Annotated in this window: 13 protein-coding genes; 5 read left to right on the top strand and 8 right to left on the bottom strand. The window is 61.0% G+C overall.

All coding sequences use genetic code 11. From position 1 onward, the window contains the following. The first annotated feature begins 43 nt into the window (after nt 1-43). Nucleotides 44-2,632 carry a circularly permuted type 2 ATP-grasp protein gene (locus tag OU994_RS08065; RefSeq protein WP_281610329.1) on the top strand — a complete coding sequence of 863 codons (2,589 nt, stop codon included), beginning with the start codon at nt 44-46 and terminating at the stop codon, nt 2,630-2,632. After that, nucleotides 2,629-3,564 carry a transglutaminase family protein gene (locus OU994_RS08060; protein WP_281610328.1) on the top strand — a complete coding sequence of 312 codons (936 nt, stop codon included), beginning with the start codon at nt 2,629-2,631 and terminating at the stop codon, nt 3,562-3,564. The genes OU994_RS08065 and OU994_RS08060 overlap by 4 nt, the downstream gene beginning before the upstream one ends. 283 nt (nt 3,565-3,847) lie before the next feature. Here the strand turns inward: OU994_RS08060 and OU994_RS08055 are convergent, their stop codons facing one another. The 7 genes from OU994_RS08055 to OU994_RS08025 all read right to left on the bottom strand — a co-directional run bounded on the left by OU994_RS08055 (nt 3,848) and on the right by OU994_RS08025 (nt 10,465). After that, nucleotides 3,848-4,807, bottom strand: a complete 960-nt coding sequence (locus tag OU994_RS08055; protein WP_281610327.1) for a hypothetical protein — start codon at nt 4,805-4,807, stop codon at nt 3,848-3,850. A 354-nt stretch (nt 4,808-5,161) separates the two neighbouring features. Continuing rightward, the gene (locus tag OU994_RS08050; RefSeq protein WP_281610326.1) at nt 5,162-6,871 is read right to left on the bottom strand and encodes an ATP-binding protein; all 1,710 of its coding nucleotides are present in this window, start codon (nt 6,869-6,871) and stop codon (nt 5,162-5,164) included. After that, complete coding sequence (locus OU994_RS08045) at nt 6,861-7,025, bottom strand: hypothetical protein (RefSeq protein WP_281610325.1); 165 nt, start codon at nt 7,023-7,025, stop codon at nt 6,861-6,863. The genes OU994_RS08050 and OU994_RS08045 overlap by 11 nt, the downstream gene beginning before the upstream one ends. 309 nt (nt 7,026-7,334) lie before the next feature. Then, nucleotides 7,335-7,751, bottom strand: a complete 417-nt coding sequence (locus OU994_RS08040; protein WP_281610324.1) for an anti-sigma regulatory factor — start codon at nt 7,749-7,751, stop codon at nt 7,335-7,337. A gap of 19 nt (nt 7,752-7,770) precedes the next feature. Continuing rightward, nucleotides 7,771-8,127, bottom strand: a complete 357-nt coding sequence (locus tag OU994_RS08035) for an STAS domain-containing protein (protein WP_281610323.1) — start codon at nt 8,125-8,127, stop codon at nt 7,771-7,773. A gap of 7 nt (nt 8,128-8,134) precedes the next feature. Then, nucleotides 8,135-9,001: an STAS domain-containing protein gene (locus tag OU994_RS08030; protein WP_281610322.1), complete on the bottom strand. Its 867-nt coding sequence runs from the start codon at nt 8,999-9,001 to the stop codon at nt 8,135-8,137. 183 nt (nt 9,002-9,184) lie between these two features. Then, nucleotides 9,185-10,465, bottom strand: a complete 1,281-nt coding sequence (locus tag OU994_RS08025) for a sensor histidine kinase KdpD (protein ID WP_281610321.1) — start codon at nt 10,463-10,465, stop codon at nt 9,185-9,187. A 185-nt stretch (nt 10,466-10,650) separates the two neighbouring features. On the opposite strand from OU994_RS08025, the gene OU994_RS08020 reads away from it, so the two are divergent. The 3 genes from OU994_RS08020 to OU994_RS08010 are packed head-to-tail and all read left to right on the top strand — an operon-like array spanning nt 10,651 to nt 12,112. Then, on the top strand, nt 10,651-11,637 hold the full coding sequence (locus OU994_RS08020; protein WP_281610320.1) for an alpha-E domain-containing protein: 987 nt from the start codon (nt 10,651-10,653) through the stop codon (nt 11,635-11,637). Beyond that, nucleotides 11,598-11,840, top strand: coding sequence for a transglutaminase N-terminal domain-containing protein (locus tag OU994_RS08015; RefSeq protein ID WP_307731815.1), 243 nt, complete (start codon nt 11,598-11,600; stop codon nt 11,838-11,840). The genes OU994_RS08020 and OU994_RS08015 overlap by 40 nt, the downstream gene beginning before the upstream one ends. Next, a complete protein-coding gene (locus tag OU994_RS08010) occupies nt 11,795-12,112 on the top strand; it encodes a transglutaminase family protein (RefSeq protein WP_281611601.1) in 318 nt (105 codons plus the stop codon). The genes OU994_RS08015 and OU994_RS08010 overlap by 46 nt, the downstream gene beginning before the upstream one ends. A gap of 390 nt (nt 12,113-12,502) precedes the next feature. On the opposite strand, the gene OU994_RS08005 is transcribed toward OU994_RS08010, so the two are convergent. Beyond that, nucleotides 12,503-13,774, bottom strand: coding sequence for a DNA adenine methylase (locus OU994_RS08005; protein ID WP_281610318.1), 1,272 nt, complete (start codon nt 13,772-13,774; stop codon nt 12,503-12,505). Nucleotides 13,775-13,938 lie beyond the last annotated feature (164 nt).

The raw sequence follows: 13,938 nt of genomic DNA, 5'->3' as shown, positions 1-13,938 counted from the left end.
CTACTGTTTCAGTTCCTGATGGAAAGTAAAGCTGCCGTGCGACATGTCCAATAACCTCCTTGAGTCTTATCTTTCAGCGCCAGATGGTTTCGATGAAATGCTCGACGCGGCCGGCGTGCCGCGCGCGCACTGGCGCGCCATGCTCGACAGCCTGGAGCACGAACCGCCGGACATGATGCGCCAGCGCCACGAAATGGTGCAGCGCCAAGTGCGTGAAAATGGCGTGACGTACAACGTGCGCGCCGATGCCGACGGCCTGCAACGGCCGTGGGATTTGAACGTGCTGCCGCTGATCCTGCCGCACGAGGAATGGGCCGGCATCGAGGCGGCCGTGATCCAGCGCGCCCGGCTGCTCAATAAAATCCTCGGCGACGTCTATGGCCCGCAGGAGATGCTGCGCGAAGGCCTGCTGCCGCCGGCGCTGGTGCACGGCCACGCCGGCTTCCTGCGCCCGTGCCACGGCATGGGCCATCACGACGACATCGCCCTGCACTTCTACGCGGTGGACCTGGCGCGCGCGCCGGACGGCCGCTGGTGGGTGCTGGCCGACCGCACGCAGGCGCCCTCCGGTGCCGGCTATGCGCTGGAAAACCGCGCGATCATCTCGCCCACCTTTCCCGACCTGCTGCGCGAACTGAAAGTGCAGCCACTGGCCGGCTTCTTCCGCACCATGCGCGACAGCCTGGTGCACTGGGGCCGCCTGTGCGCGGCCAAGGGCGATTCCCCGGCGCCGCTGCGCGAAGGCGAAATGCCATTGATCGTGCTGCTCACGCCCGGCCCGCGCACCGAGAGCTACTACGAGCAGGCCTATCTCGCCCGCCACCTCGGCCTGCCGCTGGTGGAAGGCAGCGACCTCACCGTGCGTGACGGCGTGGTGTACCTGAAAACCTTGGCGGGCCTGCACCGGGTGCACGTGATCATGCGCCGCGTGGACGACGAGTCGTGCGATCCGCTGGAGCTGTGCAGCTCGATGCTGGGCGTGGCGGGGCTGACGCAGGCCGCCCGCCGCGGCAACGTGCTGGTGGCAAACAGCCTGGGTTCCAGCCTGCTGGAATCGGGCGCCCTGCTCGGCTTCCTGCCGGCGCTGTCGCGGCGGCTGCTGGGCGAGCCGCTGAAGATGCCATCCGTCGCCACCTGGTGGTGCGGCGAGCCGGCCGCGCTGGAAGCGGTGATCGGCAAGCTCGATCGGCTGGTCATCAAACCCAGCTTCTCGCAACTGCCACCGGTCACGGTGTTCGGCCAGGACCTGGCCGGCGAGGCGCGCGCGGAGCTGATCGCCAAACTGCGCGCCAACCCGAATAACTACATCGCCCAGGAAGTGGTGCAGCTGTCGCGCGCACCGGTATGGAAGGCCGGCGCGACATCGGGATTGCAGCCGCGCGCCATCGGCCTGCGCGTGTTCGCCTGCGCCACGCCGAACGGATATGTCGTCATGCCGGGCGGCCTGACCCGCGTGGCCACCGGCCCGGATGCGCGCGTGCTGACGATGAAGATGGGCGGCGCCAGCAAGGACACCTGGGTGCAGGCGCGCGCCCGTGTGGCGGTGCCGCGCCTGCAAAAGCGCAGCATCACCGGCAAGGACCTGGTGCGCGAAGACAGCAACCTGTCGAGCCGCGTGGCGGAAAACCTGCTGTGGTTCGGCCGATACGCGGAACGCTGCGACAACATCGCCCGCCTGCTGCGCGTGGCGCTCAATTTCCTGTTCAACGTGCGCTTCGACCAGCGCGGCGCCGAATGGCCAACCGTCGAGGCGCTGTGCATCTGGTTCCAGCTGATTGATGGCGAAAAGCGGCCGGTGGCCGGCCAGGCGGCACAGATGCAAAGCCAGACTTCCGGCCCAGGTGGTCAATCGCAAAGCCAGGGGCAGGCGGTGGCCATCTTTACCGATGCCGAACTCGAATCGGCCCTGCTGCTGGCGGTGGTGTCGCCCAACGTGCCCGGGCTGGCCCGGCAGCAGCAGCACCTGGTGCGCATCGCCGGCCAGCTGCACGAGCGCTTCTCCGTCGACAACTGGCGCGCGCTGAACCGCATGGTGCAGCCCGCCGCCCGGCCCGGCGAGCGGCCGTCGCAGTCGGAAGTGATGACGATCCTCGACGACGCCGCCTCGGCGCTGATGACACTGGCCGGCTTCGCGCTCGACGGCATGACGCGCGACCTCGGCTGGCGCTTCATGTCGATCGGCCGCCGCCTGGAGCGGCTGCAGTTCCAGAGCGTGGTGCTGCAGCGCGCGCTGGCGATGGACGAAAACGGCAACCTGGAATGGCTGCTCGAACTGTCCGACAGCATCATCACCTATCGGGCCCGCTACCGCGCCCAGCCCGAGTGGCTGCCGGTGCTCGACCTGCTGCTGCGCGACGGCACCAATCCGCGTTCGATCCTGTTCCAGATGGACGGCATCCTGGGCGCGTTGAGGAAGATCGCGCAGACGCATGGGGCTTGCGGCGTGGAGTTGCTGGAGCCGTTGCGGGAGGAAGTGCTGGCGCTGGAACCGGATGCCGACCTTAACTACGCCAATGCGCATTTGAGCGACCTGCTGAACCGCATCCAAGTGGCCAGTGCGGCGTTGTCGGAGCAGATCAGCGTGCAGTTCTTCAGTTATACGGATGGGCAGCAGAGGAGCCGGAGATCATGAGTTCTTTGCTTACTTTTGGATCTGACGCTGAAGTCTGCGCACGGTATCGGGTGGTGCATGAGACGCGGTATCGGTATCAGAGCACGGTGACCTTGTCGCAGCAGTACCTGCACCTGACACCGCGCTCGTTTGCTTACCAGCAGACCGAGTCGCACCAGATCTGGCTGGACCGTTCTGTCGACGATGCGCGGGATGGGACGGATTATTTCGGGAACTGCACGCGGCATGTTTCGCTGACCGTGCCGCATGACAGTTTGCTGGTGCATGCCGAGTCGACGGTGGCTTTATCTGCGCGGCCTGTGTTGGCGGAGATTGCCGGCACTTTGCCCTGGGAGGGGACGCGGGACATGATGGCCAAGGAGAAGAGCGCCGCGACCCTGGAGGCTTGCCGGTATCTATATGGATCGCCGCATGTTTATATGTTCCCGGAGCTGGAAGCGTATGCGCGGGTCAGTTACACCCCTTGCCGGCCGCAGCTGGATGCCGCGCTGGAGCTGACGCATCGGATCTTCGAGGATTTCGAGTTTGATGCGCGGGCGACGGAGATTTCGACGCCTTTAGAGCAGGTGCTGCGGGGGCGGCGTGGGGTTTGTCAGGATTTTGCTCAGTTGATGATCGGCTGCTTGCGCAGCTTGGGCCTGCCGGCTCGTTACATTAGCGGGTACATTCTCACGCATCCACCGGAGGGGAAGCCGCGGTTGGTGGGGGCGGATGCTTCGCATGCTTGGGTTTCGGTGTTTTGCCCTTCCATCGGGTGGGTGGATTTTGATCCGACCAATCGCTGCTTGGTGGGGCATGAGCACATCACCTTGGGGTGGGGGCGGGATTTTAGTGATGTGACGCCGATGCGGGGGATTGTGTTGGGGGGTGGGGGGCAGGTGTTGGATGTGGAGGTTACCGTGACGCCTTTGGAGGTGGCAGGCCAGAGTTAATGGGCACAGAGACACTGATACTGCCATGCCCATGCCCATCGCTTTCGCTGCTCTGCCATCGGCCATCTGTCTAAACAACCGCATACGGAAGGTATGACTGAAGCTGCGCTTGGCTTCACTGCCCTACGACCGCAACGTGACGCTATCTACTTGGCGACGCTTGCACGATCCGCCGCATCGCTTTCAAGATGAGCGTTTGACGATTCTTTTCCCGATGCCAGTTATATGATCAAGATCCGGTGGCGGGCCAATGGGACGTCTTAATGATGCGGCCAGTTTCTTATCATCGTGTTTGCAACGGTGATGGTAGCCGGGCAATTTGCGCCTTGACGACTGGCCAGATCGCCAGTTTATGTGTCTTGAACGACTTGTAGTGATATTTCCGAGGATCAGCTGGCTGCGTGTCCGCTGCGGCAGTTGCCTTCCACATGCCGAACACGACGATTTCGTCCCCTACGTCGATGTCCGCAAGCCAGTCAACGTCGCGGCACCACACGCTGGCCTCGATACCGATACCGGTTTGCGAGTCGTTCGGATCGCGGATACATTTCGGCTTCACAAGGTTCAAGACATTTGTCGCACCATACTTGTCGCGCGTTGGACGCTTTGATTTCACGGTTCCATGTAAGGCCATCGGATACTGAACCGTATTGTGTGCCAAGCTGCGGTAAGCGTCGAGATACCGCTCGGTCTCGAAATAGACCTGTGACCATGGCACAATAATGTTCCCCTCGAAGATCAGTTCCAGGTGAGCTGCAATCTCAGCTTCGGCGTCGCACATGGCCCGCACCTTCAACACACGCCTAGCCGAGTTCACATAGCCTGCCAGTTGGGCTGGGGACCGCTCGTAAGTCTTGCCAGGGCTGCTGCCTTTCTCGCTGCCTGCCTTGGAAGGGCTTTTGCTCAATGCGACCAGGGCATCCCTGACCATGACGAGGCGCAAGCGATACCGGCCATCGCGAACAGTTTCGAAGATATCCTGTGATTCGCTCGCGATCGTTTTGATTGCTGCATCTACCGCATATTTGCAACCGTCCACATGCCGCCTGCCAGGAAGCAAGCGAAAGTAAGCAGGGACCAGAATCGGTTTGTCATACCGTTCCCTGGGATGGGCGCTTTGGTGGGTAACCTGCACCGGGCAATAGAGGCAATGGAGCGGTTCGACACCCTTTCCTTTCGAATAATGATCGGCAGTCCATTCGTTGCCAGCGCTGTCAAGTGCCTTGCTCATCTTGATGCCCATCGTACACTCCTGACCGGTGACGTCTGGTATTAAGTGTAACTACTTTTTGTACCAATCTGCACGAAACGCAGTGGAGCTGATTGCCTGCAGACGGTGCTGGCCCGACGCTTCTTACCTATAACAAGTGGACTTAAGCTCGACGTGAGATAGAGCACAACGCGCGCTTTTGGCTCGCGACGCCCGCGATCCGCCTCCGCCCGCTAGCAGGCGGCGCCTCAATGACAAAGTGGCTATCGGCATAAGGGGCAGCTTAAAGCGGCGCCCCTGCACACCTCCCGGCATGCGGGTCCGCGTCGATCGGTTCGAGAAGTTGAGATCTACGCCAAGCAAAGGCCCCGTCAGTTGACGGTTAGCTCAGCCACTGTACATTGCCGCCCAAACCCGCGGCAACGTCACCTCCAACTGACACCCCATCCCCGCCCCATCGCTCTTCGCACTAACCACCCCACCATGCAGATGCACAAGGCTCCTGGCCAGCGCCAGCCCAATCCCCAACCCACCCTGGCTCCGATCCAGCCCCTGCACGCCCTGTGAAAACAGGTCAAACGCACTATCGATCAGCTCGGAGGACATCCCGACACCGTTATCCCGGATCGATACCGTCAACGTCCTGGCCTGCGCCTCGAGCAGCAGTTCGATCCGTCCGCCATCCGGTGTGTATTTCGCCGCATTCCCGAGCAGGTTCGCGAACACTTGCACCAGCCGCTTGCGGTCGCCCTTCACCATCACCTGCGCCGGCGCGAGCAGCACATCCAGGTGATGCTGGTGGCGTGTGACGAGTGGCCGCACCTGTTCGATGGCGTCGGCAATCACGTCCTTGATGTTCAGTTCCGCGGTGTCCAGTTCCACCTTTCCGCGCGTGACCCGTGAAACGTCGAGCAGGTCGTTGATCAGCGAGGTCATGTGCCCGGCCTGCCGGGCGATGATCGCACCGGTACGCCGCACGACGCCCTCGTCGAAGTGGAAGTTGGACAGGATGGCGGATGCCGACATGATCGGTGCGAGCGGGTTGCGCAGCTCGTGCGCGAGCATGGCAAGGAACTCGTCCTTCTTCTGGTCCGCCGTGCGCAGTGCACTCTCGGCGTCGACCCGGTCCGTGATATCCATCTGCGCGATGACGGCGCCGATGATCGCGCCGGTCTCGTCGCGCACCGGGCGGCCCGAATTAAGCACGGTGCGGCGGGGCGTGGCCGCATCGAATGGCGCGATCTCGATCACCTGGCGGGGCGATTCCTCGCCAAGCAGGGCCCGCGCCAGCGACCATTCGTGTGCCGCAAGCGGCTGTCCGTGCCGTGCCGAGCCATCGGCCCACCAGCCCCGCCATGGTTGACCCGGCCCGAGGTCGGTGGCCTCGGGGTCCACTCCCAGCATCCTGCGATTTTCGGCGTTCATCTTGACGATCACGCCGTTGGCATCGGCGATGACAATGCCGACAGGCGCGGCCTCCAGCAGCGCGTCGGTGCGCCTGCGCTCGGCTTCGGCCTGGCGGGACACTTCCAGCGCACGCAGCTGGCTCTTGCGCAGGTCGCCCTGGATCTGTGCCTGCCTGGCGATCAGCACCGCCTGGTCCTTCACCACCTTGCGCAACTCGATCTGGCTCATGATCTGCTGGGCGAGCGTGGCCAGCACGAACTGCTGCTGCTGCGTCAAGCCATGCGGCCGCGGTTCCAGGTCAAGCACGCACAAGGTGCCCAACGGGATGCCCGCCTTGGTTCTCAACAGCTGGCCGGCGTAGAACCGCAAGCCCGGCTCGCCGGTCACCAGGGGATTGCAGGCGAAGCGCGCATCTTCCCGCGTATCGGGCACGATCATCTGCTCGGCCTCCAGCAATGCGAACTTGCAGATCGAATCGTCGAGCGGCATCTCGCGGGTACCGAGGCCCACTTCCGACTTGAACCACTGCCGATCCTTGGCAATCAGGTTGACGGCGGCGATCGGCGCATCGAGCAGCTGGCTGGCGAGCTTGACGACGTCGTCGAAGGCCTGCTCGGCAGGCGTGTCGAGGATGTCGTAGGAATCGAGTATGGCAAGACGCTCGGTTTCGTCGTACTGGTCAGCGTCCACGATGGACCAGTGTCGAGCGAGGCTGCAATCGCGCAAGCGCGTGCACGCCATCGTGGGCCACTACCTTGCAGCCCGGCCAGCGCACCAGCTCGGCGAGCATGGTGGCGGCGTCATGGTGTTCTTCAACGGCCATCACCTGGCGCGGTTTGTTCATGCATGGTTTGTTCATATCTCCTCCCGTGTTATCGATCGATCACCGGCGCGGTGCATCGCAATTCCCGGGCTGAGTCACTTTTAACCAGTATAGACAGCGGACGAGCAGACCGATGCCGTCCGGCGTGGGACGGAGACACCAGCCTTCGTAGGACGAGCGCCCTGTGTAACTTCAGGTATTGGAAATGCGGGAAGTGCTGGACGATGGCCAGTGGCCTGTCGAGGTGGCAACCGGCGCAGATGGGCCGCGCTGCCTTTTAATGTAACTGACGCGAACCGGCCGGCGGCGTTGGCGCCGTCGGCCGATCCGCTAGAACGACTTCCATTTGCTGATCTGCACCGTAGTGCCCTGGCCGGGGGCCGATGCGATATCGAATTCGTCCGCCAGCCGCCTGGCGCCGGACAGTCCCACGCCCATTCCGCCACCGGTGGTAAAACCTTCGGTCAAGGCGAGATCGATATCGGCGATGCCGGGTCCCTGGTCGATGAACGCGAGGCCGATTCCCTTGCGCGAACCGGTGAGAAGCCGCCGTACATGGGCTTCTCCGCCGCCGCCATAGCGCAGCGTATTGCGCGCCAGTTCGCTGGCGGCGGTGATCATCCTGGTCTGCTCGAGGAGCGAAAAACCCGCGGCGATCATCAGTTCGCGAACGCACTGGCGCAAGCGCACGACATCCTCGTCGGAACGGAGTGACAGGTGTTGCGTATCGGCGTCTGTATGGCTCAAAGATCGCCTGTCCCAGGGATCAAGTGGCGTTTCGCTGCAGCAGCGCGATGCCTTTTTCAACGTTCAGCGCGGTCTGCACGCCATGCAGCGTGAGGCCCAGCTCGACGAGGGTGATGGCAACAGCTGGCTGCATGCCGACCAGCACCGTGCGCGCATCGAGGATACGCGCCATCGCCGCGGTATTGCTGATCATCCTGCCGATGAACGAATCGACGATGTCCAGCGCCGAGATGTCGATCAGCACCCCGTTCGCCTGGTCCTTGACGATGCGCGAGGTCAGGTCGTCCTGCAGTGTCATCGCGAGCCGGTCGTGCATGTCGACCTGGATCGTGACCAGCAGCAGGTTGCCCATTTTCAGGATGGGGATATGCTCCATCGCCACCTCAGAAGGACTGTTCGGCGCGCGTCACGGTGGCGCCCACGCGTTTCAGGGCGACCAGGAACGCATCGGCCAGCGTGGCTTTCGTGGTTACTTCTTCCAGGTTGACGCCCAGGTGCACGATGGTCTGCGCGATCTGCGGGCGGATGCCGCTGATGATGCAGTCCGCACCCATCAGGCGCGCCGCGGCCACCGTCTTCAGCAGGTGCTGCGCCACCAGCGTGTCGACGGTCGGCACGCCGGTGATGTCGATGATCGCGATCGATGCGCCGGTCTCGATGATCTTCTGCAGCAGGTTTTCCATCACCACCTGCGTGCGGGCGCTGTCCAGCGTGCCGATCAGCGGCAGCGCCAGCACATCCTTCCACAGCTGCACGACGGGCGTGGACAGTTCCAGCAATTCCTGCTGCTGGCGCATGATCACGCTTTCGCGGCCACGCTGGTACTCTTCCACCGTGAACAGGCCCATGCGGTCGAACAGCGTGCCCGCTTCCGTCAGCACGGCGGTCATCGTGTCCGGATCATGCGCCATCGTCTGGCGCAGTACCGCGAACAGCGGTTCCTTCAGGGAAAAGATGAACGCGGCCGTGTCGGTCGACGAATAGCCCTGGCGCACGCGCCCCAGGGAGATCTCGGCCAGTGTCTGGCGCACGTCGGCCCAGGCTGGCGAGTCGAATTCATGGTTCTGGCTCTTCTCCAGCGTGGCCGCAACCTCCGGCAGGAATCGCGTGGCCTGCTGGCGGATCTCGCCCTCGGCCACCTTGTCCCGGCGGACCATGCGGGACAGCATGCCGCCCAGCCACACCTCCAGCAAGGCTGCCTGGTGTTCGTTGAGGGTTTTGGCCAACAGGCCTGTGGTTGCCATGCTCATGCATTCTCCTGGTTATTGCCGAACTACTTAATGAGTGGCTTATCCAGTATCACACACAAATAAGTTATCAATGCATTAATCGTCGCGAGTGGGCCGGAATGATCGGCGGCTGACGACAACGGCGGTATCCCGGGCGTGGGATACCGCTTCAGTGCATGAATTATGGCGATGAGATGGCGGGAGCTATTGTCCGCGATGACGGGGCAGCCGCACAGAGAAAGTGCTGCCGGCATCCGTTCCGCCGCTGTGCGCGGATACCGTGCCGGAATGTGCTTCGACCAGCCTTTTGACTAGCGCCAATCCAAGGCCCAGGCCACTGTCGCGGGCGGCCACCGCCAGGTCGGCCTGGACATACAGGTCGAACATGGTGGGAATCAGCTGCGGATCGATGCCGATGCCATCGTCGGCGATTTCAACGACCGCGTGCTCCCCGTCGATGGCCAGGCGGATGCGGATTTCGCTGCCGGAAGGCGAATACCGGCTGGCGTTGGACAACAGGTTGCTCATCACCTGGATCAATCGCGTGCGGTCGCCGATGACGACGGCGTCGGCGCATGCGACCATCCGCACGGCCTGGACCTTCGCGGCGATCAGCGCCCCCACCTGCTCGATCGCCGCCTCCGTCACCTGGTCCAGGTCGACGACTTCACGCCCGAGCGCCATCGTCCCACGTTCGAAACGGGACACATCGAGCAGGTCTTCCGCAAGGCGGCTCATGTACCCTACCTGGCGCTTGACGAGCCTGCCGATGCCGGCGATGCGTGCGGCGTCGAGGTGGCGCGCGTTGATCAGCAGGTCGGCGGCGCCGTTGACCGCTGACAGCGGGCTTCTCAGTTCGTGGGCCAGGACGGCGAGAAACTCGCCCTTCTGCGCATCGGCCTTCACGGCCGCGGCGTAGCGCGCCTCATTGCTCAACTGGCGCTCTTCGAACTGGCGTGCCTGGCGTTCGAGCATGTCGGCGCGTGCCGCCAGGACCGAGTTGTCCGCGGTGAGACCGGCGATCTTCTGATGCAGAGGGTCTTGGCGAAGGCTGGAGCCCCGGCGGATATCGGCCGTGGAGGCATCTACCTTGGCGAGTCCGGTTGCGAAGGAATCCCTGGTCAGCGAACTGCTGGCCGGACACTCCCGCCACATGACGATGGAGCCGCCCGCCTGGTCGTAGTCGATCGTATCGGCCCAATCGTTGGCGAGGCGCAGCGGCTCGGCCAGCGCGCTGCGATCGAGTGGGTTCGAGGTTCCCGTCGCGATGGAGATGCCCAGGCGTGTCGACGGCATCGCGCCGCCCAGGGTGAACTGCAGGGTGCCCACGGCACCGGACGAGACCACGCTGCGGACGATATCGGAAACAATGGTGCCGAGCCTCACCTGGTTCAACGAACTGAAGCCGCAGATCGCAGCGACCTGCAAGGCGCGCTGGCGTGCGGAAAAGACATCAAATTCATTGAGGAGTTCAACGGTTAGCATAGGTGGGGGGCTGGGCTGGCGATGGCGGGTCGCGAAAATGATGTAGATCGATGCATTCTAGCGTGGGGATGGGGGCGGATGGCGACAACTTCGCTGGCATCGGGTGCTGCTGGTGGGGTGGGTGCGGTGGTGTTTTGGCGGTTGATGCTTGGCTGAGGGGCGTTACGCTGGGGACTGAGTAGCGCATGAACTGCGTCGAGGCGCTGTACATCTGGTTCCAGCTGATCGATGGGGAAAAGCGGCCGGTGGCGGGTCAGGCGGCGCAGATGCAAAGCCAGACTTCCGGCCATGGTGGTCAATCGCAAAGCCAGGGCCAGGCGGTCGCCATCTTCACAGATGCCGAACTTGAATCGGCCCTGCTGCTGGCGGTGGTGTCGCCCAACGTGCCCGGGCTGGCCCGGCAACAGCAGCACCTGGTGCGCATCGCTGGCCAGCTGCACGAGCGCTTCTCGGTCGACAACTGGCGCGCGCTGAACCGCATGGTGCAGCCCGCCGCCCGGCCCGGCGAGCGGCCATCGCAGTCGGAAGTGATGACCATCCTCGACGACGCGGCCTCCGCGCTGATGACGCTGGCCGGCTTCGCGCTCGACGGCATGACGCGCGACCTCGGCTGGCGCTTCATGTCGATCGGCCGCCGCCTGGAACGGCTGCAATTCCAGAGCTTGGTGCTGCAGCGCGCGCTGGCGATGAATGAAAACGGCAACCTGGAATGGCTGCTCGAACTGTCCGACAGCATCATCACTTATCGGGCCCGCTACCGCGCCCAGCCCGAGTGGCTGCCGGTGCTCGACCTGCTCCTGCGCGACGGCACGAATCCGCGCTCGATCCTGTTCCAGATGGACGGCATCCTCGGGGCATTAAGGAAGATCGCGCAGACGCATGGGGCTTGCGGCGTGGAGCTGCTGGAGCCGTTGCGGGCGAAAGTGCTGGCGCTGGAACCGGATGCCAACCTCAATTACGCCAATGCGCATTTGAGCGACCTGCTGAACCGCATCCAGGTGGCCAGTGCGGCGTTGTCTGAGCAGATCAGCGTGCAGTTCTTCAGTTATACGGATGGGCAGCAGAGGAGCCCGAGATCATCAGTTCTTTGCTTCTTGACGGTGCGCCTGGCGAGGTTTGCGCGCGGTATCGGGTGGTGCATGAGACGCGGTATCGGTATCAGAGCACGGTGACCTTGTCGCAGCAGTACCTGCATCTGACGCCGCGCTCGTTTGCTTATCAGCAGACGGAATCACACCAGATCTGGCTGGACCGGGCCGTGGACGATGCGCGCGACGGGACTTCGAGTTCGATGCGCGGGCGACGGAGATTTCGACGCCGTTGGAACAGGTGCTGCGGGAGCGGCGTGGGGTTTGCCAGGATTTTGCTCAGCTGATGATCGGCTGCTTGCGCAGTCTTGCGCTGCCAGCTCGTTACATTAGCGGGTACAGTCTCACGCATCCGCCGGAGGGGAAGCCACGGCTGGTGGGGGCGGATGCTTCGCATGCTTGGGTTTCGGTGTTTTGCCCTTCTTTAGGGCGGGTGGATTTTGATCCTACTAACCGGTGCCTGGTGGGGCATGAGCACATCACCTTGGGATGGGGACGGGATTTTAGTGATGTGACGCCGATGCGGGGGATTGTGTTGGGAGTGGGAAGCCGGTGCTAGATGTGGAGGTTACTAAGACCCCATTGGGGTCGTAGGCGTCACTAAACTTCACTATATCCCCGTAAACCATTGATCTGAACAATAGCTCGGTGGGGACTGCTACGATGTATGCTAGCGGAAGTTACATAGGAAGCCAGTACAGGTGGTCCTGTTCCCGCGTAGAACTTGTTCAATAAAACATCAACTGAATCCTTCGTCAAAGTGACTACATACCAAGCTGAGATACAGATTTACGCCTTGTAAGCGCTCGCAATCAATACGGCTCGGCTAAAAACGATTATCGCTGAAGTAGGGAGGTTCCTCTAGTCGACTGTCACTGTTTCTAGCGCATGACACATATTGACAGCATGGTGTCGCTACATACAAATTTGCCCGCGCGAACGACAGAGCTTACCGTCTCTTAGCCATAATCAAAGATTCCTTTACCTGACGGGAACGATCTTTTAGCCGCCCCATTGTCATATGATCATGATCAATGTTCTCAAACCAAACTTCGTATCTTTTCCCGAAGGAACTTGAAGCTAAGTCGATCAGCTCTTCTATATTAATCATCCCGGTATTGGAATAACTCAATAGCAAGTCGCTTTCTGATTCTTTTACTCCATCAAACAAATCCGCAAACGCCTCTCGTACTTGCGTACGAATGCAAAATGGCGACTGATGGCGGTCCACTCTGTAGCGGCCCTTTACAATCTCCCCACTCTTCACTTGTAAGGTTGGGTAGTCATATTTAACAAGTGTTTCAATAGCATGATAGAAACGACTGTAGTGAACGAATGCATATGGCGGATCGGCGTAAATTACTGACGGCTGCAAATCTGCAAGGCAATCATGGTAATCTTGTGATACCAGCTGGTGACGACGATCAGTGGCATTAGCCAAATTCCATCGCAGCAAACTATCAAACTTTCGAGCAAAGTAACTGGCGACGGACTGTCGACGGTACTTATTTATATCCTTCATTGATGAAACTGTTTTAGCATCTCTATACTGAGCATAATGACCAGTTCCTTGGCTAGTATATGCCATCGCGTGCATTAAACAAGTTAAACCGAGCTGAAAATCAGCGATACCAATGCTGCGGTTATCGTGCAACTGGTCCAATACCTCGCGAATGGAATCGATCCAAACACACTGCTCAGCGCTCCACCAAGTCCCAGAATAGTTTTTAGTAAAAAGGTGATAAGCAAACGAGAAATCCAATTGCAAGAGCGCACGATTCCTCCCCTCTAACTCGTTAAAGTCTTCCAGATTAAGATTCTCGGGGTAGAGTAAGCCAGCAGGCAACGCTGAGAGCTTTTCTTGCACGACCTTGTAAGCCAAACTAACGATGTCGAATGCACCAATATTCTGCGCTTTGTGCAGGTACGTACTCGCAATTGTTGCTGAGTAACTCTGTATATCATTGGAAATAATCGGCGCCAAATGCCCAAAGCCTCCGCTGATAGCGCAAGCTCCTGCAAAAAGGTCAACCAACGGCTTATCCGGCTCATGGATCTTGGCGAATCCTTCACCGATAAACCGTAAAATAGATGCCTTCGACCCCATGTATTTAATGACCTGCGGGTACGCACGCGGCGCATAGTCCGATACGCGAGGACGTTCGCCAACCGCCCCGATGTCGTTAGATACCGCCACCTCGTTCTTCACAGCCACATCCATGCTAAGACCCCAATCATACTTTCAAGCAATAAAAATCCATCGTCTACTATATCATTGTAACTAAGCTTTGAAAAGACTCTTTGAGACAAATCATCTAAAAGTAGGGATCGAGCGGAACAGGTAGCAAATTTTTAGTCACGGAAACTGGAATTTGATGGAACTTA

Source organism: Pseudoduganella sp. SL102 (genome assembly GCF_027856995.1).
Taxonomy (GTDB): domain Bacteria; phylum Pseudomonadota; class Gammaproteobacteria; order Burkholderiales; family Burkholderiaceae_D; genus Rugamonas; species Rugamonas albidiflava.
Note: the sequence above shows the minus strand (reverse complement) of the source record. Positions and strands in the feature narration are given on the sequence as shown.

Bases quoted from the DNA above. Each gene is read 5' to 3' on its own strand.
- OU994_RS08065 (WP_281610329.1), top strand. From the start codon at position 44: ATGTCCAATAACCTCCTTGAGTCTTATCTTTCAGCGCCAGATGGTTTC.
- OU994_RS08060 (WP_281610328.1), top strand. From the start codon at position 2,629: ATGAGTTCTTTGCTTACTTTTGGATCTGACGCTGAAGTCTGCGCACGG.
- OU994_RS08055 (WP_281610327.1), bottom strand. From the start codon at position 4,807: ATGGGCATCAAGATGAGCAAGGCACTTGACAGCGCTGGCAACGAATGG.
- OU994_RS08045 (WP_281610325.1), bottom strand. From the start codon at position 7,025: ATGAACAAACCGCGCCAGGTGATGGCCGTTGAAGAACACCATGACGCC.
- OU994_RS08035 (WP_281610323.1), bottom strand. From the start codon at position 8,127: ATGGAGCATATCCCCATCCTGAAAATGGGCAACCTGCTGCTGGTCACG.
- OU994_RS08030 (WP_281610322.1), bottom strand. From the start codon at position 9,001: ATGAGCATGGCAACCACAGGCCTGTTGGCCAAAACCCTCAACGAACAC.
- OU994_RS08025 (WP_281610321.1), bottom strand. From the start codon at position 10,465: ATGCTAACCGTTGAACTCCTCAATGAATTTGATGTCTTTTCCGCACGC.
- OU994_RS08020 (WP_281610320.1), top strand. From the start codon at position 10,651: ATGAACTGCGTCGAGGCGCTGTACATCTGGTTCCAGCTGATCGATGGG.
- OU994_RS08005 (WP_281610318.1), bottom strand. From the start codon at position 13,774: ATGGATGTGGCTGTGAAGAACGAGGTGGCGGTATCTAACGACATCGGG.